Below are 21,889 nucleotides of genomic sequence, written 5' to 3'. Positions count from 1 at the left end.
TGACTGGCCATGTGAATGATCGTGCGGCACGATCGCCGTCCCCCGCGTTGTCAAAAGCCGGCGGCCGTGCGTGTGGCCGCCGTACCGATGCAGCGTAAATCCTCCAGCCGCTGGAGGATCAAGAGGGAAACAGCGCGAATCCGGGACCATCGCATTTGGGGAGCGCGTTCCTTTCACAATGGTCCCCCGTCATCCGCTTCTTCCGGAATTGCCCTCTCCGGAATGGTGATCGCCGGTGGTGGCGGGCCGGCGCTAAGCTGGACCGTTTTTCCCGCATCCCGCAGGCAAGGTGTTCGGCATGGCCGAGGCGGACAAGCTGTTCGCGGGTTCAATTCCGGAGATTTACGACCGGCATCTTGGACCCCTGATTTTCGAACCCTACGCGCGCGACCTCGCCGGCCGGATGGCCGGCACCGGCGGGCGCATCGTGGAGACCGCGGCGGGGACGGGGGTGCTCACCCGCGCGCTCGTGGAGGCGGTGGCACCCGACGCGACGGTCACCGCGACCGACCTGAACCAGCCGATGCTGGACCACGCCGCGCAGCAGTTGGTCGCGCCGCGGCTGTCCTGGCGGCAGGCCGACGCGCTGCGCCTGCCGTTCGAGGACGGCGATGTCGACGTGGTGGTGTGCCAGTTCGGTGCCATGTTCTTTCCCGACAAGGTCGCCGGGTACCGGGAGGCGCGGCGCGTCCTGCGGCCGGGTGGGCGCTTCCTGTTCAGCGTGTGGGACCGGCTGGAGGAGAACGAGATCACCGCCGCCGTGCACGAGGCGGTGGCGGACCTCTTCCCGGACGATCCGCCGAGCTTCCTGGCCCGCGCCCCGCACGGCTACCACGACGCCGCGCGCATCCGGGAGGATCTGCGCGCGGCCGGATTCGAGCATGTCGCAATCGAAACCGTGACCATCCGCGGGCGCGCCCCGTCCGCCGCCGATCCGGCCATCGGCTTCTGCCAGGGCTGCCCCTTGCGCCACGAGATCGAAGGGCGCGACGCCGGCCGACTGGACGAGATCACCGGTTTGGTGACCGGGGAGGTCGCCCGCCGCTTCGGCCGCGGGCCGATCGAAGGCCGCCTGCAGGCGCACGTCATCACCGCGCGCGCCTGATGGCACAGGGCTTCTTTACTGGCTGACGCGGGTGCGCGGCATCCGCAGGGGTGGGAGTGGGGAAATCCCCAACGGCAGGCCGATCAGGTGGCGGGCGGCGGCGGTGCACTGGTTGCGCAGCTCCGGCACGGCGGTCATCTCCCAGAAGGGCGGGCGGCTGACCGGGCCGAGCGCGAACAGGCGGCGCGAGACGGCCCCGTCCTCGCCGATCAGGGCACCGTCCTCCGTGACGTCGAGGCCGAGCCGCAACGGGTCCGGCCGGGCCAGCCCGCGTTCCAGAAGCGACCGCACCAGCGGATGGTCGATCCGGCCGAAGTCGCATTCGGTGCCCGTGGCGTTGATCACCGCGCCGATGCGGCGGGTCCAAATGCCGCCCTCCGCCCCGCGCGCCCGCACCGTCGCCTGGACGCCGTCGGGAAGCAGCCGAAGCGCGCGCAGCCGGCCCGCGCGGATCGTCAGGCGGCCGTTCGCCACCAGGGAGTCGATCCTGGCCGCGACCTCCGGCGCCATGCGGTGGCGCAGGATTTCCCAATAGGGCCGGGCGTGGCGCAGGAAGCGCCGCCGCTCCTCCATCGGCAGGTTCTTCCAGAGCAGGTGGTGGTAGGGCCGCAACGCGTCGAAGGCCGACCGCCAGTCCAGCCCCGCGGCGCGCGCGCGCCGGACGTCGGCCTTCAACGCGATCAGCACATCCAGCACCGTGTGCGGCATCACCTGCGGGTGGACGAAGCTCTTGAAGGGACGGGTTTCCTCGTGCACCACGGGCAGCAGGCCGCGCCGCGACAGCGCGACGACCGGGCCGCGGTGCCCCTGGTCTTCCAGCGCCAGCACCGTGTCCACCATGGTCAGGCCGGTGCCCAGGATCAGCACGGGCGCGTCGGCGTCGATGGCGGCCAGCGCCTGCCAGTCCCACGGGGCCGCGACGAAGCGGTCGGACGCCAGCACCTCCGGCTCCGCGACCGAAGGCGGGGAGGGGGAGAAGTTGCCGACGCACAGCGCTGCCAAATCGACGTTCAGGCTGGGCCCGGTGCCGAGCCGAAGGCGGATTCCGCCATCGCCGTCATTCATGTCCTGGGCAAGGTCGACCACCTCCGCCCGCGTCACGGTCAGCGACACGTGGGGCGGTGCTGCGGCCTGCGCGTTGCGCAGCACGTCCTGGATGTAGGCGCCGTAGCGCGCCCGCGACACGAAGGCGTGACCGCTCGGCGGCACGAGACCGCCATCGTCCGACCCAACATCGTCCTGGGCCCACAGCCAGCGCAGGAAGTGGCGCGGGTCGTCGGGGAAAGCGCTCATGTTGTAGGCGCGCACGTTCAGCACATGGGCGCTGTTCGGCGTGGAGTAGGCGAGCCCCGTCCCGACGCTTGGCGCGCGTTCGATCAGGTGGACGCTGGTCGGCTCTTCGGCGGTCCGCAGAAGGTGGGCGGCAAGGACGCTGCCGGTGAAGCCGGCCCCGATGATGGCAATGCGGCGCTTCGATGGACGTGATGCCAAGTTCGTCGCTCCCTTCCAATGACCGGCCCGCCAATGATCGGGCCTCCAATAATCGGCCCAGGGGCATCCGGGCAGCGGGACACACCCGAAGCATGCAAATGGTCCGGCGGGTGGAAGGTCAATCTCTCTTCCGGCGTAGCGGGTACCGGCACCAAGGTGGGAGGACCGCCGCAATCCGGCATCGGTGCACGCCGCCACTCCTGCGAATCATGGTTAATTAGAAATTAACCATAACGTGCGAGGACTCGGACGTTCGAATCATAAAAACGGCGGATTCATGCGCGACGACCGACTTTTCCCCCTCCACGCCGTGCCGTCGAACGGCGCCAACGCGTCTTCCGACAGGCGGGAGCCTGACGTCCAGCTCGCCGCCATGGTGCCGCAGAGCGTGAAGCGCGCCGTCCGGCGCAAGGCCGAGGAGGAGGGCACCACGGTGCGCAGCGTCCTGCTGCGGGCGCTGAAGCTTGCCGGGATCGCCGAAGTGGACGAAGCTGAAATTGCGGATCGCCGGATTGCGGCCGGGGCCGAGCGCTCCGGGCTCTGGAAGGCGACGCGTCCGCGGTGACGCCCTGACGGTCGCCCCTCGACGCGAGGGCACTTCAAGTCTAATGGTCGCTTACCCCTGCCGAAGGCCGCCCGTCATGAGCCTGCTTCACCGATTGCTGCTGCTGGTCCTGCTGGCGCTCGTACCGGCCGCCGTGATCGAGGTGAAGAACCAGATCTCCCTGCGCGAGGCCCGCGAGGCGGAGGTGAGCCAGGGAGCCCTGCGCCTGGCCGCGCTGTTCGAGGCGGAGCAGGACCGCATGGTGGAAGGCCTGCGCCGGCTGCTGCAGGCGCTGGTGCACACAGACGCCGTGCGCACGCCGGATGGCCCGGCCTGCCAAACGCTAATGGATTCGTTGCGGGCCACCTATCCGGCCTATCTGCACCTGCTCGTGACCGACCGCGACGGCACGATCCGTTGCGCCACCGACCCGAACGCGGTGGGGAAGCCGTCCATAGGGGAAGGCGCCACCGGGGATGGAGCCGTCGCGGAAGGGTACGGCGGCCAGTCCGGCAAACCCGGCGAAGCGACGCTCGGCGCGCAGGTCCGACCCTGGGCGCAGGACCGGCTGGCCCTGCCGGTCGCGTTATCGTTCCGGGACGACTACGGGCGCATCGCCGGCACGGTCACCGCGCTGATCGACACGGCGTGGCTTGAGGAGTTCCTGTCGGACAAGCCCTTGCCCCCGAACGCGCGGCTCACCCTGGTGGATCGCCGGTCGCGTGTCATCGGCCAGGTTCCGCCATTGCCGGGTCGGGTCGGCAATCCTTTGCCGGAGCGGTTTTCCAACCTGATGGCAGGGGACAAGCCGCAGGTGGCCGAGATGCCGGGCATCGACGGACGGCCCCGGATCATCGCCTTCCGCCCGGTCGCGTTCGGGCTGGACGGTCTCGGCGTGATCGTCGCGATGGACAAGGAGACGATGCTCAGCCCCATCGACGACGCCCTGCGGCGCGGGCTGGGCGGCTTCGCGGCGGTGCTCGGCGTGAGCTTGCTCGTGGCATGGTGGGGCGGCAACCGCTTCCTGCGCCGGCCCACGGCCGCCCTGGTCGCCGCCGCCGAGAGCTGGAGCGGCGGCGCGCTGCACGCGCGCAGCGGGATCACCGCCGACCGCTCGGAGATCGGCACGCTCGCACGGGCCTTCGACGGCATGGCGGAGGAATTGCAGCGGCGCGATCTGGCGCGGGAGGAGGCCAACGCGCTGGCCCACAAGATGGCCGCCGTGCTGTCCAGCACCACCGATGGGGTGTTCGAGGTCGACCGCCACTGGTCCATCACCTACATGAACGGCCGCGCGCGGATGCTGCTGGCCAACGGGCGGGACCTCGTCGGGCGCTGCCTGTGGGACGCCTTTCCCCAGGCGGTCGGCAGCATCTTCAACGAACATTACCGGCGCGCCCTGGACGAGCAGGAGCCTGTGGAATTCGAAGGGCTTTATCCGCCCCTCGACGCCTGGTATGCGGTTCGCGCCTTTCCGTCCCGCGACGGGCTTGCCATCTTCTTCCAGGACATCACCGCCCGCAAGCGCGGGGAGGAGGCGCTGGCCTTCGCCAACCGGGAGAAAAGCGCCCTGCTCGCCCAACTCGACAGCCTGCTGGAGAACGCGCCGCTCGGCTTTGCGTTCTTCGACCGCGGGCACCGCTATCTGCGCATCAACGACCGCCTGGCGGAGATCAACGGCTTCCCCGCCGATAGCCACATCGGCCGGACGCTGATGGAGATGCTGCCGGCGACCGCGACCAGCGTCGCCCCGATGATCGACCGCGTCTTCCGCACCGGGGAGGCGATCCCCTACCAGGAGATCGTCGGGGAGACGCCTGCCCAGTTCGGCGTGCGCCGCCACTGGCTGACCGCCTATTTCCCGGTCCACAACGGGCCCGACGTGGCCGCCGTCGGAATAGTGGTCATGGAGGTGACCGACCTGCGCTGGGCTGAGGCCGCCCGCCACCAGAGCGAGGAGCGCTTCCGCTCCGTCTTCGAACTGGCCGCGGTGGGGATCGAGCGCGTGTCGCTGGAAGGGCGCTTCCTGGACGTGAACGCCAAGACCTGCTCCATCCTCGGCTATCGTCGCGAGGAACTGCTGGAGCGCAGCTTCCGTGACGTCACGGAGCCGGAGGATCTGGCGGCCGAGGACGCGCTGCTCGACCGGCTGCTGGGCGGCGACATTCCCAGCTACGCCATCGAGAAGCGGTACCGGCGCAAGGACGGCGGGTCAGTCTGGGTGCGCGTAACCTCCTCGCTGGCCCGCATCACCGGCATGGAGATGGCCTACCGCATCTCCATCGTGGAGGACATCACCGAGCGCAAGGCCATGGAGGAGCAGCTTCGCAGCACCAAGGACGAGGCGGAACGCGCCAACCTTGCCAAGTCGAAGTTCCTGGCGGCGGCCAGCCACGACCTGCGCCAGCCGCTGCAATCGCTGTTCTTCTTCGCCGCGGCGCTGGGCGGCTATGTGGAGAACAGCGCGGGCATCAATGTCCTGCGGCACCTGGAACAGGGGCTCGACGCGTTGAAGGGGCTGCTGGACAGCCTGCTCGACGTCTCCCGCCTCGACGCCGGTGTGGTGACGCCGGAACTGGAGGACTTTGACGTCGCGGAGGTGCTGGAGTCCGTGCGCACCGCTTACGCACCGCTCGCCGCGCAGAAGAAGCTCGACTGGCGGGTGGAGGTGGTCCCGGCGCGCATCCGCAGCGACCGCACGCTGCTCGGCCGCATGCTGCGCAACCTCGTCGAGAATGCGCTGCGCTACACGGAAAGCGGGCTGGTCCGGGTGCAGTGCCGGGTGGAGGGACGGCAGGTCGCCGTTGTCGTGCAGGATACCGGGATCGGCATCCCCGCCGACCATCTGGAGCGCATTTTCGAGGAGTTCCACCAGGTCGGCAATCCGGAGCGCGACCGCACCCAGGGCCTCGGCCTCGGCCTCGCCATCGTGCGCCGCCTATCGCGCCTGCTCGACCATCCGGTGGAGGTGCGCTCGGTCGAGGGGCGGGGCTCCGCCTTCCGCGTGCTGGTGCCGCTTGCCGAGGCCACCGCGGAGGAGCCGGCGGCGCTGGCCGGCGCCACGACGTCCAAGGGGGGCGGCCGGATGGCCGTGCTGGTGGACGACGACGCCATCGTGCTGATGGGCCTGCAGATGATCCTGACCGAATGGGGCTACGAAGTCCTGTCGGCGGGCAGCGCCGACCAGGCGATGGAGCGTCTGGGGCAGCAGAGCCGCAGCCCGGACATCGTGATCGCCGACTACCGCCTGCGCGAGGGCCGGGTGGGCACCGAGGTGATCCTGCGCGTGCGCGAACGCTTCGGAGCCGACGTCCCCGGCGTGATCCTGACCGGCGAGACCGGCCCCGACTGCATCCGCGACGCCACGGAGCACGGCCTGACGGTGATCCACAAGCCGGTCACCCCGCGCGAACTCGGCGCCGCCGTGGACCGCAGCGTGCGTCCGGTGACGGCGTAGCCGCCATTATCCCAGGGGGGAGATGATCCAATGTCCACATTTCGCGTGGGTGGCAAGCGTTTGATACCATAGCAAAAGCCCCTCTCCCCCAAGGAGCGAGGGGCTTTTTCGCGCCGGAAGAAGTCTGTGGGTCAGTGCGCCTGGCCGTAGCCTTTCATGACGTCGGCCATGGTGCCGTATTCCTGGTCCGGCATCTTCTTCAGCGTGTCCAGGACCTCATCGTCGGCCTTGTGGCTTTGCGCGTGCTTGACGAGGTCCTGCTTGCTGGCCGGGAAGTCGATGCCTTTCAGAACGTGGGTGACGTTGATGGGGGATTGGCCGCCCGCAGCGTGTGCCATGAAACGCTCCCTGTTGATCGGAATGGACTCCGGCCAACAGGAAGCGCAGGGACCGGTTCCTTTACAGCGCCCGGACCATCGGGGTGGCGTTGACCTCCGCGACGTAATTCTCAAGCTCCGCGGCGCGGCGGATGCCGGTGTGGGAGGCGAGAACCCGGCGGCGGGCGGCGCGGCCCAGGCGGCGGGCCGTGTCGCTGGGCGTGTCGCGCAGCCAGCGCATCACCTGCTCGCTGTCGCCCTCGCTGCCGCCGACGATCAGGATCTCCTCGTCCGGATTGAACAGGGTCTCCAGGCCGGGCCAAGGGTCGCTGATGATCGGTGTGCCGCAAGCCGCCGCCTCGAACAGGCGCACCGACGGCGACCAGCCCGCCGCGACCATGTCGGCGCGCGTCACGTTCAGGGTGAAGCGCTGGGCGTTGTAGAAGCGGCGGTGCTCGGCCGGCGGGAGGTGGTCGATGCGGGCGACGTTGGCGGGCCAGCCGATCTTGTCGTCCGGATACTGCGGGCCGGCGACGATGAAGGACCCGCGCTCCCACGCGCGCGCCGGTTCGACCAGCAGGCGGTTCAGCGTCGGCTGCCGGTCGTCGCTGTAGGTGCCGAGATAGCCGAGGTCCCAGCGAACCGGGCCCAGCTCCGGATAGTAGAGGTCCGGGTCGACCGAGCAGTAGAGCGCCCGCGCCCGCTGCGCCCCGAACTCCCGCTCCAGCCGGTCGAGCATGGGCCCGCCGGTGAAGGACAGGTAGAGGTCGAAGCCGGGAATAACCTCGGTGGAGACATACTCCGTGTCGCCGCGCTCCAGCCGCGCCACGGTGACCGGCGTGTCGATGTCGTAGAAGGCGGTGACGCCCTGCGCAGTCTCCTGCACCCAGCGGGAAACGGCCACGCCCTCCGGCACGTAGGAGCCGACTACGACCAGGTCGGCATCGCGCACCGCCGCCGCATGGCGCTCGGCCAGCTCGTCGACGCTGTCGTAGAGCGCGACGGTGCAGAAGTCCGGCGAGGGCATGTCGCGGTTGTCGGCGTACCAGGGCTTGTCGCGCTCCAGGAACTGCACACGGTGGCCGCGCGCCGCCATGCCCTTCAGCAGGGCGCGGAAGGTCGTGGCGTGGCCGTTGCCCCAGGAGGAGGTGATGGTCAGGCCCAGAACGACGACGTTGAGCTTGCGCCCCATCACACACCCTCCCGAACGCCGGTCTCCGCACCGGTCAGCAGTTGCTCCACAAGGACCGCGCGGTTGTCGTAGGTGTGCTCCGCCAGCACGCGGCGCAGCGCCGCCTGCCCGATGGCCTGCGCGCGGTCCTTGGTCAGCGCGGCCACATGCTCCGCCACCTCCGCCCCGTCGCGGGCGACCAGCACCTCGGTGCCCGGCTCCAGGAACTCCTCGATTCCGACCCAGGCGTCGGTGATCAGGCAGGCGGCGGCGCCGGCGGCCTCGAACACGCGGGTGGCCGGGGAATAGCCCATCTCCGCCATGCTCTGCCGGCTGATGTTCAGCACGGCGAGGCCGGAGCAGTTCAGCGCATTGTGGTCGGCGGTGTAGACGTGGCCGATCGCCCGCACGTTCGACGGCACCGGCTTGTCGTGCCAGCCGTTGCCGGCCAGCAGGAAGCGGCGGTCCGGCAGCCGCGCCGCGGCGTCCAGGAAGAATTGCTCCACCCGCGCCTCGCGGTCGGGCAGACGGTTGCCGAGGAAGGTCAGGTCGGTGTCGAAGCGCGCGTCGTACGGCACGGGGTGGTGCGTGTCCGGATCCAGCGCGTTGTAGACCGGCACGCAGCGCCGCGCCCCCAGCGTCGCGAAGGCCGCGATCACCGGCGGGCCGCCGCCGTAGGTCAGCACCATGTCGTAGTCCGGCACCAGCCGGTTCAGCACCGCCTCCGGCTTCTCTTTCAGCTCCGCCAGCGTGGCGGGGGCATCGACGTCCCAGTAGATCGCCAGCCCGTCCGGGCGGCGGATCGACAGCACGCCCTCGGCCAACTCGTCGTCGAAGACGCCGACCCCGCTCGCCTTCACCACCACATCGGCGCCGCGCCCGGCCTCCAGCGCGCGGTGCAGCCCGTCCGGCGTGGCCGGATAGACGACGACCTTGGCCCAGGGCGGGTCGGCGATGTCGCGGTGCTTCTGCCGGTCGTAGGCGTCGGGCTCGTAGAAGGTCACGCGGTGGCCGCGCGCCGCCAGGGCCCGGATGATGCCGCGGTAGTAGGTGGCCGCCCCGTTCCAATAGGCGGAGACGAGACTCGATCCATAGAACGCGATGTCGAGGCCGGCCATCAGGCGATGCCCTCCTTTACGGTCTCCACGGTGTTCGGAATAGGGGTGTGCCCCGCGGCCGGCGCGCCGATCGCCTGACAGACGGCCAGCAGCTCGTCCACGCGGTGGGCGCAGGTGTGCCGGCGGCGGATGGTGTCCAAGCCGCTGCGGATGAGGCTGGCCGCGATGTCGCGGTCGTTCAGCACGACGCGCAGAAGCTTTTCCATGGCATCGCCGTCGCGCGCGACCAGATAGTCGGCGCCGGGGCGGAACAGACCCTCCGCGTCGTGCCAGGGCGCGCAGATCAGCGGGATGCCGCTGGCCAGCGCCTCGAAGACGCGGATGGTCGGGATGCCGGGCAGGACCCTCACGTAGGGCCGGCGCGGCACATGGACGGTTACGCGGTGCCGGGCGAACAGCGCCGGCGCCTTGTGGTTGGGCACCCAGCCGCCATAGGCGAAGCCCGCGTCCGACAGGGCCGATAGGGCGCTGTCCGGGTAGCGGACGCCGTGGATCCGCCCCTTCAAGCCGAGTCGACGGACCGGCTCCAGCAGGAATTCGTGAAGCTCGGCGGTGCGTTCGTCGTCGCCCCAGTTGCCGACCCAGACCAGATCGCCTTCGGCCGGCTGGCCGGGCATGGGGTGGAACAGCGCCGTGTCCGCCGCCTCGTGCCAAGTCCAGGCGCGGCCGGCCCACCCAAGCTCCAGATAGCGTTCCCGCAGCACCTCGCCAAAGGCCAGCACGCCGTCGTAGGCGGAGAGGTCCAGCGCCCGCATCTCCTCCGGCTTGGACACGACGCGGTGGTGGGTGTCGTGGAACAGCAGGCGGAAGCGCCCGCCGGCCGCGCGCTTTGCGCCGATGGCGGCGACCAGCGACGGGTCGGTCCATTCATGCACCAGCACCACGTCGGCCCCGTCCAGCGCCTCGTCCAGGTCGAGCGTCGCCGGGTCGTACAGCTCCGATCTCAGGCCGGGAAAGGTGCGGGGAAAGGCGGCGAGCGTGTCCGGTCCCGTCGGCTCGGCGAGCAAGTTCGCGCGGCTCCAGCCGTCGGCGGGCTCCAGCACGCGGACGTCGTGGTGTTGCGCCTGAAGCTCGCGTACGACGCCGCGCAGGAAATGCGCGTTGCCATGGTTCCAACAGGACACGAGGGAATGGCAGAAGATGACGAAGCGCATCGGCTCCCGCTTATCAGCTGTTCGAGGTGGCGGCTGTTCTTGTGTGACGGCTGGTCTTTGTTGGCGGCGGGATGCGCCGCGGCCGGACACTTTTCCCGCCTTTGGTGCGGCTGCGAAGTCCCGGAAAAGCAGTACTCTTGCGCGCCTACATCCTTGGCGATGGGGAACGCTCTGTGGGTAGGATGTCCTAGGTCAGCGGTCGTGGCTCTATGCCCCCCAGCTTGTGATGATGATCAGGGAACGGCGCTCGCGGCGGCCTTCAACGCCGCCTTCCCGAGCAGGTCGGCGTAAGCGTCCAGCGTGCCGCGCACCATGCGCACGGCGGTGAACTCGTGCGCCCGCTTGCGCGCGGCGGCGCCCAGCGCCTTCACCCGCGCCGGGTTGTCGGCCAGCGTCGTCAGCACGCGGGCGAGCGCGGTGCGGTTGTCGGGGGTCACGAACAGCGCGGCCCCGTCCCACAGCTCCCGCAGGGTCGGGATGTCGCCCAGCACGAGCGCGCAACCGGACAGCCCGGCCTCCAGCGGCGCCAGCCCGAAGGGCTCGTAGCGCGCGGGGTGGGCGAAGACGGAGGCGCGACCGAACCAGCGCGCCAGCTGGTCGGCGGGCAGCTGGCCGAGCGCGCGCGCGTGGTGCAAAGGCTTGGGTTGGCCGTCCGGCCCGTCGGTGGTGCCGGCGACGAACACCGACCAGGGCAGGCGCCCGGCCACGGTGTCGAGCATCGCGATGTTCTTGGCCTTGTCCCAGACCCGCCCGGCGGCGAGGATGATCGGCCGTTTCGGCAGGGGGCGATACTGCTGCGGATCGCGCCCGTTGGGGATGACGCGGGTGCGCGGCAGCGGGCCGTAGTGCCACAGCAGCGCGTCCAGCATGGCCTGGGTCGGGGCGGCCACCATGTCGGCCAGCCGCAGCCCGTCGGCCACCCGGCCGGCGTAGCCGAGCCAGTCCGGCGGCGCGTCCTCCCCATGCACCGCGCGCCACCAGGACAACACGCAGGAATGGCCGACGCACAAAACCGGCGCGCGGAAGGGCAGGCTGGCTGCGGCGTAGCCGTTGACGTGGATGATGTCGGGCGACAGCCGTTTCTCCAGGGCCAGCAGCCAGCCGCCGGCCTTGTGCAGGTCCTCCTCCGGGTCCGCCATCCATTCCAGCTTGAAGGGCTGGTGGTGCAGGGTCAGGGTCGGGATGCGCGCCGCGGCGGCCGTCCGTCCCTCGTCCGGTGCCGGCCCCATGACGGCGAGGTCGGTGGCGATGCCCAGGCGTGCGAAGCCGCGCGCCAGTTCCAGCGCGTAGTCCCAGACCCCGCCGACCGCGTCGGCGGTCATCAGCACCCGGGATGGCCGGACCGGAAGGGACCCGTGACCCATGGCGCTACTCCGCCGCCTTGAGGGGAAGCGGGCCGATGCGTTCCAACTCCGGCAGGCGCTTCGGCGTCTGGTCCTGGATGTCGCAGAAGCGGCCGTGGTGGGTCAGGTAGAAGTCCACCGCCCGCTCCCACGCCTGATCGTCGGGCAGGCCCCAGCGCAGCCGGTAGTCGGGGGAGCCGGGGTAGGGGAACAGCGGCACCGGGTCGTTCGCCCACACGCCGTTGGCCCGCATGTGGTCGCGCCATTCCGCGATCATCGCCGGGTCGTCGCCTTCGGACAGGATCAGGTTGGCCTGAACGAAGGGCACGACCGTCTTGGCCAGGATCAGGCGTTCCGACAGCTCGTCCGTGCCCATGCGGCATTTCTTGTCGAGCGCGGCGCGCCCTTCCACCGTCAGGCTTTCCACGCCCGCCTCGATCGACACGCAGCCGGCGCGACCCAGCAGTTCGATCATCGGTGGCTTCCACAGGTCGAGCCGGGTTTGGATGCCGAACTTGATCGGCCGCTCGGCCAGCGCCTCCAGCAGCGGCTGGTTCGGCAGGAAGATCTCGTCGATGAAGTAGACGTACTCGGCGCCCTGGGCGATCAGCCGGTCCAGCTCCTCCATCACCACCGGGACGGGGCGCTTGCGGTAGCCGTCGCGGAAATTCTCCTTCGCGCAGAAGGTGCAGGAGTAGGGGCAGCCGCGCGAGGTCTCCATCTCCGCGCCCGGCCCGGTCGGGGCGCCGTCGAAGCGGTGATGGTGGTGGTGGTGGCGCTTCACCCACTCCTCCGGCCAGACCAGCGCCGGCAGGTCGGTGAAGGTCGCCGCCGCAGGCCCCCCGTTCACACGGATGTCGCCGCGGATGTCGCCATTTGCCCAGAGCGCGACGTGCGGGATGGTGCTCCAGTCCTCGGAGTCGGCAAGGCGGACCAGGACCTCCTCGCACTCGCCCATCACGACCGCCTCGGTGCCCAGCTTGCGCAGCGCCGCTTTGGGCGTGGTGGAGCCGTGCGGGCCGACGCCGACCATGCGCCCGCCGACGTCCTTCAGCGCCGCGACGGTCTGCATGGGCACGCGCAGCTCCGGCGGGGCGCAGCGCCAGAACAGATAGCTGGGTGCGGTCGTCACGACGGTAAGGTCGGGGGCGAAGGCCCCGACCCGCTCCCGCACCTGCTCCAACGTCAGCCCGAACAGCTGACCGTCGATGATCACCGCCTCGTGCCCGGCGCGTTCCAGCAGGGCCTTTGCGTAGCCAAGCTCCAGCGGCAGGTGGGGTTCGCGGCAGCCGAAATAGACGCTGCCATCGAAGCTCCAGGGCGGGTTGACCAAGGCAATTTTCTTGGGTGCAACTTGCTTGCGGGCTGGGGTCATATGCGGCTCCTCACGAGGCCACGCGCTGGCGGTCCGCCGGAACCGCGCGGGCATCGCCGAGCCAACGGGCCAACCGCATCAGGCCTTCATCGACGCCGACCCGCGGCCGCCAGCCGGTGCGCGCGAAATAGCGCCCGGTGTTGGACACGTACCAGGGCTGGTCGCCCGGCCGCCAGTCGTCGAACTGCACGTCCGCCTTCACCCCGACCAGGGATGGGAAGCGGTCCAGCAGTTCCAACAGGCTGACCGTGTTTTCCGTGCCGCCGCCGATGTTGAAGGCGTCGCCCTGCAACGACCCGATGCGGTCCTGCGCCAGGATCAGCGCCTCCACGAGGTCGTCGACGAACAGGATGTCGCGCACCTGCCGCCCGTCGCCGTAGAGCGTGATCGTCTCGCCCGCCAGCGCGCGCTTGATGAAGTGCGCGACCCAGCCCTGGTCCTCCGTCCCAAACTGGTGCGGGCCGTAGATGCAGCTCATCCGGAACACGGCCATGGGCAGGCCGAAGGTGCGGGCGTAGTCCAGCACATACTGGTCGGCCGCCCCCTTGGAGCAGCCGTAGGGGCTGGCGAAGTCCAGCGGCTGCTCCTCCCCCACGCCGCGGCCGGCCAGCAGAGCCTCCTTCGGACCATAGCGGTCGCCGTGGGCGGCGAAGTTCACGCCGGCCAGCTTGCCATAGACCTTGTTGGTGGAGGTGAAGACCAGCGACGGCGGCTCGGCCTGCGCCCGCACAGCCTCCAGCAGGTTCAGCGTGCCGGCGGCGTTGACGGTGAAGTCGTGCACCGGCTCGACCAGGCTGGTGGTCACCGCGACCTGGGCGGCAAGGTGATAGACCTGCCGGGCGCGGGCCACGGCGGTCTCCACCGTCTCCTTGTGGCGGATGTCGGCGACGATCGCCTCGACGCGGTCGCCGTGCGTGGCCTGGAGCCAGGCGAGGTTCTGTTCCACCCCCGCCCGCGACAGGTTGTCGAGGATCAGCACCTTGTGCCCGTCCGACGCCAGCCGGTGCGCGAGATTGCAGCCGATGAAGCCGGCGCCGCCGGTGATCAGGACGCAGTCGCCTCTCGATGATCCCCGCTTCGTCCTATGCGCCGCCGTCATGCCGAGAGCCCCCGGCAGGCCAGTTCGCGGCTTGCCTGCTCCACGCGGTCCTCGGCGACCTGCCGGCTCAGCCACTCCGCCAGTTCGGCGAGGCCGTCGGCCAGCTCGACCCGCGGCTCGAAGCCCAGCGTGTCGCGGATCAGGGAGATGTCGGGGAAGCAGTGGCGGATGTCGCCGACGCGGCAGCGGCCGGTGATCTCCGGCTGGATGTCCGGCCGGCCGACCGCGACGGCCAGCGCCGCCGCCACGTCCTGCACGGACCGGGCGACGCCGCTGCCGACGTTGAAGACCTTGCCCGGCGCCTTCTCGTGCGAGAGGCCGAGGCGGATCGACTGCACCACGTCGTCCACATGGACGAAGTCGCGGCGTTGCAGGCCGTCCTCGAAGATCATCGGCGCCTTGCCGTTCAGCAGGCGCGACGCGAAGATCGCCAGGACACCGGTGTAGGGGTTCGACAGCGCCTGCCGCGTGCCGTACGCGTTCCAGAAGCGCAGCGCGGTGGCCGGGATGTTGTACGCCTCGCCGATGATCAGGCAGAGGCGCTCCTGCATGTACTTGTTCAGTGCGTACACGGAGGCGAGGCCCGGGCGGTGCGTCTCTGGGGTCGCGACCGGGATGAGGGCGCCACCGTTCGGGGCGTCCGGTTCCCACCGGCCGGCCTTCAGCTGTTCCACGGAGCGGGCGCTGACGTCGACCGGGCGCCCCTGGGCGTCCAGGTAGAGGCCTTCACCGTAGATGCTCATGCTGGAGGCGACCACGAGGCGTTCGACCGGCTTCTCGATCAGCGCCTGAAGCAGGATGGCCGTGCCGAGGTCGTTGACGCCGACATAGTCACCGACCTGGTACATGCTCTGCCCGACGCCGACGCGCGCGGCCAAGTGCACAACGGAGTCCACGCCCTTCAGGGAGGCGGCGACCGCGTCGTGGTCGCGCACATCGCCGACCATCAGCTCGACGTCGGGGGAGAGGTAGTCTGGGCGGCGCCCCTGTTCGCCATGGACCTGTTCTTCAAGGGAATCCAACACACGGACACGGTGCCCCAGGGCCAGCAGCTCATCGGCCAGATGGGACCCGATGAAGCCGGCACCCCCGGTAATCAGCACTCTGTGTGTCATCGGACGACCTCCACCGCTTCTTTGTTCAGCGGCAGAACGGGTGGCGAACCCATCAAGTTCCGTAAAAAATCGTGTACGTTTGAATCTTACGTTGTAAGCCCGGCGGCCGAAGCGCATGTGCGTCACACGCGTGAAACGTGTGGAACACTTTGTCGCAGAGGCAAATCGTCTGAATTCGAGACAATTAGTCTACGACCTACGCTATGTGTGATCCGAGCGACAGGTAGTACCAAGCGCATGGCGCCCCATGCCATATCCTCGGCTTCGGAAAGGCAGGCGGTGATGGCGACCACCGGTGTTTCGTTGAGCGGTCGGGAACGCACGTTCCACCAGGACGAGATCATCGTCTCCAAGACAGACCTGAAGGGCGTCATCACATACGCCAACGACGTATTTCTTCGGATCAGCGGGTATGCGGAGGCGGAACTGCTGGGCCGGCCGCACAACATCGTGCGCCATCCGGACATGCCGCGCTGCGTCTACAAGCTGCTGTGGGACCGGATCCAAAGCGGCGGGGAAATATTCGCCTACGTCATCAACCGTTCGAAGAACGGCGACCATTACTGGGTCTTCGCGCATGTGACGCCGGTGTTCGACGCCGGGCAGCGCATCGCGGGTTTCCATTCCAGCCGGCGCCTTCCCCCGCGGTCCGCGGTGCAGGCGGCGGACGGGCTGTACGGCCTTCTCCGGGCGGAGGAGGCCAAGCACGCCGACCGCACCGCGGGCATTGCGGCCGCGGCCTCCCTGCTGGGTTCCATCCTGCGCGACAAAGGCACGACCTATGACGAATTTGTCCTCAGTCTCTAAGGCGCGGATCGCCGTCGCCCTGGTCGCGCTGCTGTCCGTGGGGCAGATCCTGGCGGGGGTCGCCACGGGCGGCGGCGCCGTGACGGTTCTGGGCGCGCTGGCGCTGGTCCCTTGCGCGGCGGCGTTCCGCTGGCTCACCCAGACCAACCGGTCGATCCACAAGGCCTGCGCTGTGCTGGCCGCGGCGGAGCGGGGCGACCTGCAGCCGCGCATCCTCCACGTCTATGGGCAAAGCCCGGTCGCCGACATGCTGCGGACCATCAACCGCCTGCTCGACCGGGTGGAATCCTTCGGCAAGGAGGCGAACGCCGCGATGCAACACGCGGCGGAGGGGCAGTATTACAGGCGCATCGTCATGACCGGCATGGTCGGGGAGTTCGGCGCCTATTCCCGTCAGATCAACGACGGGCTGGAGGCCATGGACCGCAAGAGCCGGGAGTTCATGGAAAGCGCGACGCGCATCGGCGCCAACATCAAGGAGGTGGCGCAGAGCCTGTCGGCCAGCGCCGCCGAGCTTGAGGCCGCGTCCACCTCCATGACCGACGTTGCGGCGGCGACCAGCGAGCAGTCTTTCTCCGCGGCGTCGGCCGCCGGGCAGGTGTCGTCCAACGTGGACGGCGTGGCGGCGGCCACCGGAGAGGTCTCCGGCGCCATCGGCGAGGTCGCCCAGGGTGTCGCCCGTACGGCGGAGCTGGCGCGCAACTCCGTTGACAAGGTGAAGGAGGCCGACGCGACGATCCGCTCCCTCCTCGCCGCGGCGGACCAGATCGGCGCCGTGGTCAACCTGATTACGGAGATCGCCAGCCAGACCAACCTGCTGGCGCTGAACGCCACCATCGAGGCCGCGCGGGCCGGGGAGGCGGGGAAGGGCTTCGCCGTGGTCGCGACCGAGGTGAAGAACCTCGCCAACCAGACGGCCAAGGCGACCGAGGAGATCACCGCCCAGATCACCCAGGTGCAGTCGGTCACGCGCGACACCGCCGACGTGATCCAGCATGTCGGCGGCATGATCCACGACATCGACGAGATCGCGGTGGGAATCGCCGGCGCCGCCGAGGAGCAGAGCGCCGCCATCGGCGAGATCAGCCGCGCCATCCGCGAGGCATCGGCGGGCGTGCGCACCGTAGCCAGCGCGGTGACGCAGGTGTCGACCGGCGCGCAGGACGCCAGCGCGGCGGCCAGTCAGGTCCTGTCGTCGGCCGGGGAACTGGCGCGGCGGGCGGTGACGCTCAACGGCGACATCGACAACTTCGTAGCGCGCGTGTGCGGCGCAAATCCGTGACGGGCCGGACCCGCGGTCTTCATTGACGCGAATCGGGCCGTGATTTGGTTGTTTGTGACCCGTAGCCTGCGGCTATATGTCCGGACGCGTGTATAATTGATCACATTTCGTGCGCTCTGATAGACTGCTTGCCAGCGGTATAGTGGAGTACACGAATGAACGGCCTGATTGCCCGCATGTCGATTACAGCCAAGGTGGTCGCGCTGAGTCTCGGCGGGCTGCTGCTGCTGGCCGGCTGCACCGTCGTCGTGTCGCTCCACCTCATCCAGTCCGAGATGGTCGACCAGGCGTCCCGGCGGCAGGAGGCCAACATGGCCATCGCCTGGGAGGTGCTGGGCCATCTGGGGACGGACTTCCGCGTCCAGGACGGCAAGCTGTACGCGGGGTCCACGGTCCTGAACGACAATTTCGCGCCGGTGGACACCATCGCCCGGATCGGCGGTGGGGGCGTGGCCTCCATCCTGATGGGCGACACGCGCGTCGCGACGAACGTGCGGAAGGCAGACGGGGGCCGCGCCGTCGGCAGCCGGCTGGGGCCAGGGCCGGTTTTCGACTCGGTCCTGCGCGACGGCAGGCCCTACCGCGGCGAGAATGAGGTGCTGGGAGAACCCTACTTCACCGCCTACGACCCGATCCGCAACGCCAAGGGGGAGGTCATCGGCGTTCTCGTCGTCGGCCTGAAGAAAAGCGACTTCTTCGCCATGGTGAACCCGCTGGTCGGCGCCATTGCGGTGACCGCGGGCGGCGTGGCCCTGCTGGTCTGCCTGGCCTCCATCGTCCTGGTGCGGCGGCTGCTGTCGCCGGTGGCCCGTCTGAACGGGGTGCTCGGCCGGCTTGCGGACCACGACTACGCGGTGGAGGTGCCGGCCACCGGCCGGGCCGACGAAATCGGCGCCATCGCGCGCGCCGTCGTCGCCTTCAAGGACAGCCTGCAGCAGTCCGCGCGCCTGAAGGCGGAGCAGGAGGCGGCCACCCACGCCCAGATCGAACGCGCCCAGCGCATCGAGGCGCTGCTGCAATCCTTCGAGAGCACGGCGGAGCAGACGCTGGCCGCCGTGATGGCCGGTGCCGACAAGATCCAGAACACGGCGGAGGACATGGGCAAGGGCGTCAACCGCACCTCCCGTCGGACGCTGGAGGTCGCCCACTCATCGGAGCGGTCCCGCAACAACATCCAGCAGGTCGCCACGGCGGCGCAGCAGCTGTCCAGCTCGATCCGCGAGATCGGGGAGCAGGTGGTCAGCTCCTCCTCCATCGCGGCGGAGGCGGTGAGCGAGGCGCAGCGCGCCAACGGCATGGTGCAGGGGCTCGCCAGCGCCGCGGAGCGGATCGGGGAGGTGGTGAAGCTGATCACCGCCATCGCCAGCCAGACCAACCTGCTGGCGCTGAACGCCACCATTGAGGCGGCGCGGGCGGGCGAAGCGGGGAAGGGGTTTGCGGTGGTCGCCAACGAGGTGAAGAACCTGGCCAGCCAGACCGCCAAGGCGACCGAGGACATCGTCGAGCAGATTGGTGCGGTCCAGGGCGCCACCGGGTCGGCCGTCAGCGTCATCGAATCGATCGGCGGCATCATCGAGCGCATGCGCGCGGTGTCCGGCACCATCGCCACCGCGGTGGAGCAGCAGCGCGCTGCGACGGAGGAGATCTCGCGCAACGCCAGTTCGGTCAGCGAGGACACGACGACCGCCGCGCGCAGCGTCGTCTCCCTGACGCAGGCCAGCGCGGCCTCCTACGGTTCCGCCTTCCAGGTGCTGTGGGCGGCCAAGGACCTGCGCGAGCCGGCGCAGGCCCTGCGCGCCGAGGTGGACGCCCTTCTGAACGGCGTGCGGTCCGCCTGACGGCCCCCGATTAAAGACCAAGAAGAGAACCGCCCGCCGGGGCGGCGCATTCGGAAACATCTGAAACGGCGACAGCCAAACCGATGGGTGGGACATGAACTACACCGTCCGCAACCTGGGCGGCGTCCGGGAGATCGACCTGCGGGGCCAGTTGACCTTCGAAGCCAACGACGATTTCCGCAAGATCATCGACGGCATCGAGAAGGACGGCATCACCGCCTGCGTGCTGGGCCTGGACAGCCTGGACTTCATCGACTCGGCGGGGCTGGGGCTGCTGGTCCTGGCCAACAACACGGCCAACCGCGCCAACGTGCGGCTGACGCTGAAGCACCCGCGCGGCCAGGTCCGGGAGATGATCGAGATATCGGAGTTCCACACGATCATCCACTGCGACTTCTGATCGCCCGGTGGCGGACGGCACCATGGATTCCCTGGCCCATCCCCTGCCGGCCGCATCGCGGGCCGGCGGTGGGCAGCGCGTCCTGGTCGGGCACCCGCGGCGCGGGATCGGCGCGGCGGTGCGCCGCGTCCTGGCGGGCATGGGCGTGCGCTACGTGGACGTCGCGGCGGACGCGGGCGGCCTGCTGGCCGCGGTGGAGGCGGAGCCGCCCGACCTCGTGATCATCGACCGCGCCCTGCTGCGCGCCGATAGCGGGCTGATCGAAACCCTGCGGGCGGTGGTCGGGCGGAACGAGCTTCCTGTCCTCGTCCTGGGGCGCTTCGCGTCGATGGCGGAGCGGCGGGCGCTGATGGCGGCCGGCGCCACGGACCTGATCATCCGCCCGCTGACCGGCGCCGAGCTGGCGGCGCGGCTGCGCGGACACCTAGAGAACCGCCTGCTCAACCGCTCTCTGCAGGAGGTGATCCGCAGCCTGCAGACCTTCCACACCGGGGCGGTGCAGCGCATGCAACTCGCCCGTGACATGCAACTCGGCCTGCTGCCCGACGACGGGCTGCGGACGGGCATCGAGCGGCGCTACGGCGTGCGGCTCGACAGCCATTTCGAATCCAGCTCGGAGCTGGGCGGTGACATCTGGGGCGCCCGGCCGTTGGACGACGACCGGTTTGCGGTGTTCCTCTGCGACTTCACCGGGCATGGGGTCGCGGCGGCGCTGAACACCTTCCGCCTGCACGCGCTCTTGGAGAAGATCGACCTGCCGGGCGACGACCCGGCCGAGATGCTGGGCGCCATCAACCGGCTGCTGGTCGGCCTTCTGCCGGAATCGCAGTTCGCCGCCATGCTCTACGCCGTGGTGGACACCGCCGCCGACCGGCTGACCTACGCGACGGCCGGCGCGCCGAAGCCGATCATCGGCGTTCCCGATTGCCCGCTGCGGGTGGGCGAGAGTGTGGGGCTGCCGCTCGGCGTCTCGATGAAGGCCAGCTACCGGAACCGCAGCGTCGAGTTTCCGCCGGGGGCCTTCCTTTTCCTGTTCAGCGATGCCCTGTTCGAAGCGCGCGACTGGGAAGGCCGCCCGTTCGGCTATCCCGGCATCCTCGACCTTGTCCGGCAGTGCGGCCCGCAGGGCAACGGCGCACCGGGGGCGGGCGCACTCGCGGGTCTGCTGGACCGCTACTTCGCCGTCATGCCCCGCCCGCTGGCCGACGATCTCACCGCCCTGTGGTTGACGCGGGGCACACCGCCCCCCACGGCGTTACTGGGGTCAGGGTAGCCGCGCGAGGTCGACTGTGGCGACCACGGTGTTCCCGCAGCCGACGTAGGACAGCTCATGGAAGGCGACCATGCGCGCGAGCGCGATGCCGCGTCCGTGGGTCGCCGTCGACTGGAGGGCGTCGATGGCCAGGTACCGGGACCAGTCGAAGCCCCGCCCTTCGTCGGACACGGTGAAGACGGCCTTCCGCTCGTCCCGCTGGACGCGCAGGGTGGCCGCCTTGCCGGCGTGCTCGGGGTGGGCCAGCCGCTCCTCGATCTCGCGGGCCAGCATGTTGCCCAGCTTCAGTTCGCCCTTCGCCGCATAGCCGATCGCGAGGTTGCCGTGCTCGACGGCGTTCAGCAGAAGCTCGACCAGCCCGAAGGCCAGACCGCGCGCGTTCGGCACCATGGAGGCGACGGCAATGGCGAGGTTGTGGGCCTCCTGCGGCGTGCGGAAGCGGAAGGTGCGGTCGCGCATCAACGCCATGGCGTCGGTGCGCGACCGCACGTCGCCCTGGAGCCGCTTCAGCCGGGTCAGTTGGTCCACGGCGGCGGCGGCGACCGATTGCAGCAGCTCGCCGGGGTAGGGCTTCACCAGATAGTAGAAGACACCGGCCTGGATGGCCTCCGCGATCTCCGCGCTGCGATCGGAAATGGTCTGCATGATGACCGGGATCGCGGACAGGTCCGGATCGGCCTTCATCCGCGCGAACAGGTCCATCCCGCCCATGCCCGGCAGCTGCCGGTCGAGCAGCACGACATGCACCACCTCCCGCAGGTCGGCGAGCAGCCGCCAAGCCTCCTCCGCCGTGCCGACGCCCAGCGTCCGGTAGCCCATGCGCGACAGGTATCCGGCCACGATGGCCCGGCTCAGTTCCTCGTCGTCGATGACCAGGGCGGTGATGGGATCGGACATGGGCGCTCGCCCTCCCCCAAGGTTTGCGGTTGTCTTCGAGTGTAGCGCGAAACGCTTGAGGGGTTCTATTCCACCGTTCGTCAATCGGTGGTTAACGATCGGC

Annotated in this window: 18 protein-coding genes; 8 read left to right on the top strand and 10 right to left on the bottom strand. The window is 69.6% G+C overall.

The window, feature by feature from the left end; all coding sequences use genetic code 11:
• Window positions 1–298 precede the first annotated feature (298 nt).
• Window positions 299–1,105, top strand: coding sequence for a class I SAM-dependent methyltransferase (locus tag M2351_RS08620; RefSeq protein ID WP_264655687.1), 807 nt, complete (start codon window positions 299–301; stop codon window positions 1,103–1,105).
• Between the two features lie 15 nt (window positions 1,106–1,120).
• Here M2351_RS08620 and M2351_RS08615 read toward each other — a convergent pair whose 3' ends face one another.
• Entirely contained in the window at window positions 1,121–2,596 is a 1,476-nt protein-coding gene (locus M2351_RS08615; RefSeq protein ID WP_264655686.1) for an FAD/NAD(P)-binding protein, read from the bottom strand.
• A gap of 277 nt (window positions 2,597–2,873) precedes the next feature.
• Here M2351_RS08615 and M2351_RS08610 point away from each other — a divergent pair, with 277 nt between their 5' ends.
• Window positions 2,874–3,161: a hypothetical protein gene (locus tag M2351_RS08610; protein ID WP_264655685.1), complete on the top strand. Its 288-nt coding sequence runs from the start codon at window positions 2,874–2,876 to the stop codon at window positions 3,159–3,161.
• A 76-nt stretch (window positions 3,162–3,237) separates the two neighbouring features.
• Window positions 3,238–6,597 (top strand): PAS domain S-box protein, encoded by a 3,360-nt coding sequence (locus tag M2351_RS08605; RefSeq protein WP_264655684.1) that lies wholly within the window; start codon window positions 3,238–3,240, stop codon window positions 6,595–6,597.
• A 131-nt stretch (window positions 6,598–6,728) separates the two neighbouring features.
• Here the strand turns inward: M2351_RS08605 and M2351_RS08600 are convergent, their stop codons facing one another.
• From M2351_RS08600 to M2351_RS08565, 8 genes are all read right to left on the bottom strand, one after another.
• Window positions 6,729–6,935, bottom strand: coding sequence for a DUF2795 domain-containing protein (locus tag M2351_RS08600; RefSeq protein WP_264655683.1), 207 nt, complete (start codon window positions 6,933–6,935; stop codon window positions 6,729–6,731).
• A gap of 61 nt (window positions 6,936–6,996) precedes the next feature.
• The gene (locus M2351_RS08595; protein ID WP_264655682.1) at window positions 6,997–8,106 is read right to left on the bottom strand and encodes a CgeB family protein; all 1,110 of its coding nucleotides are present in this window, start codon (window positions 8,104–8,106) and stop codon (window positions 6,997–6,999) included.
• A complete protein-coding gene (locus M2351_RS08590; protein WP_264655681.1) occupies window positions 8,106–9,203 on the bottom strand; it encodes a CgeB family protein in 1,098 nt (365 codons plus the stop codon). Before M2351_RS08590 ends, M2351_RS08595 begins: the two co-directional genes overlap by 1 nt.
• Window positions 9,203–10,357: a CgeB family protein gene (locus M2351_RS08585; protein WP_264655680.1), complete on the bottom strand. Its 1,155-nt coding sequence runs from the start codon at window positions 10,355–10,357 to the stop codon at window positions 9,203–9,205. Before M2351_RS08585 ends, M2351_RS08590 begins: the two co-directional genes overlap by 1 nt.
• A 233-nt stretch (window positions 10,358–10,590) precedes the next feature.
• Entirely contained in the window at window positions 10,591–11,721 is a 1,131-nt protein-coding gene (locus tag M2351_RS08580; RefSeq protein ID WP_264655679.1) for a glycosyltransferase family 4 protein, read from the bottom strand.
• A 4-nt stretch (window positions 11,722–11,725) separates the two neighbouring features.
• The gene (locus tag M2351_RS08575) at window positions 11,726–13,075 is read right to left on the bottom strand and encodes a TIGR04295 family B12-binding domain-containing radical SAM protein (protein WP_264655678.1); all 1,350 of its coding nucleotides are present in this window, start codon (window positions 13,073–13,075) and stop codon (window positions 11,726–11,728) included.
• Window positions 13,076–13,085: 10 nt separating this feature from the next.
• Window positions 13,086–14,174, bottom strand: a complete 1,089-nt coding sequence (locus M2351_RS08570) for an SDR family NAD(P)-dependent oxidoreductase (protein ID WP_264655677.1) — start codon at window positions 14,172–14,174, stop codon at window positions 13,086–13,088.
• Window positions 14,171–15,289 (bottom strand): NAD-dependent epimerase/dehydratase family protein, encoded by a 1,119-nt coding sequence (locus tag M2351_RS08565; RefSeq protein ID WP_264655676.1) that lies wholly within the window; start codon window positions 15,287–15,289, stop codon window positions 14,171–14,173. Before M2351_RS08565 ends, M2351_RS08570 begins: the two co-directional genes overlap by 4 nt.
• Window positions 15,290–15,571: 282 nt before the next feature.
• On the opposite strand from M2351_RS08565, the gene M2351_RS08560 reads away from it, so the two are divergent.
• From M2351_RS08560 to M2351_RS08540, 5 genes are all read left to right on the top strand, one after another.
• A complete protein-coding gene (locus M2351_RS08560) occupies window positions 15,572–16,096 on the top strand; it encodes a PAS domain-containing protein (RefSeq protein WP_264655675.1) in 525 nt (174 codons plus the stop codon).
• Entirely contained in the window at window positions 16,071–17,378 is a 1,308-nt protein-coding gene (locus tag M2351_RS08555; protein WP_264655674.1) for a methyl-accepting chemotaxis protein, read from the top strand. Before M2351_RS08560 ends, M2351_RS08555 begins: the two co-directional genes overlap by 26 nt.
• 155 nt (window positions 17,379–17,533) lie before the next feature.
• The gene (locus tag M2351_RS08550; protein WP_264655673.1) at window positions 17,534–19,216 is read left to right on the top strand and encodes a methyl-accepting chemotaxis protein; all 1,683 of its coding nucleotides are present in this window, start codon (window positions 17,534–17,536) and stop codon (window positions 19,214–19,216) included.
• Window positions 19,217–19,310: 94 nt separating this feature from the next.
• Window positions 19,311–19,616, top strand: a complete 306-nt coding sequence (locus M2351_RS08545; protein ID WP_264655672.1) for an STAS domain-containing protein — start codon at window positions 19,311–19,313, stop codon at window positions 19,614–19,616.
• Between the two features lie 22 nt (window positions 19,617–19,638).
• Window positions 19,639–20,889, top strand: coding sequence for a PP2C family protein-serine/threonine phosphatase (locus tag M2351_RS08540; RefSeq protein WP_264655671.1), 1,251 nt, complete (start codon window positions 19,639–19,641; stop codon window positions 20,887–20,889).
• Here M2351_RS08540 and M2351_RS08535 read toward each other — a convergent pair.
• Window positions 20,881–21,786: an ATP-binding response regulator gene (locus tag M2351_RS08535; protein WP_264655670.1), complete on the bottom strand. Its 906-nt coding sequence runs from the start codon at window positions 21,784–21,786 to the stop codon at window positions 20,881–20,883. The genes M2351_RS08540 and M2351_RS08535 overlap by 9 nt on opposite strands.
• Between the last annotated feature and the right edge of the window lie 103 nt (window positions 21,787–21,889).

The organism is Azospirillum canadense (assembly GCF_025961225.1).
GTDB classification, from domain to species: domain Bacteria; phylum Pseudomonadota; class Alphaproteobacteria; order Azospirillales; family Azospirillaceae; genus Azospirillum; species Azospirillum canadense.
The sequence above is the reverse complement of the archived record's forward strand: the minus strand, read 5'-3'. Positions and strand labels throughout refer to the sequence as shown.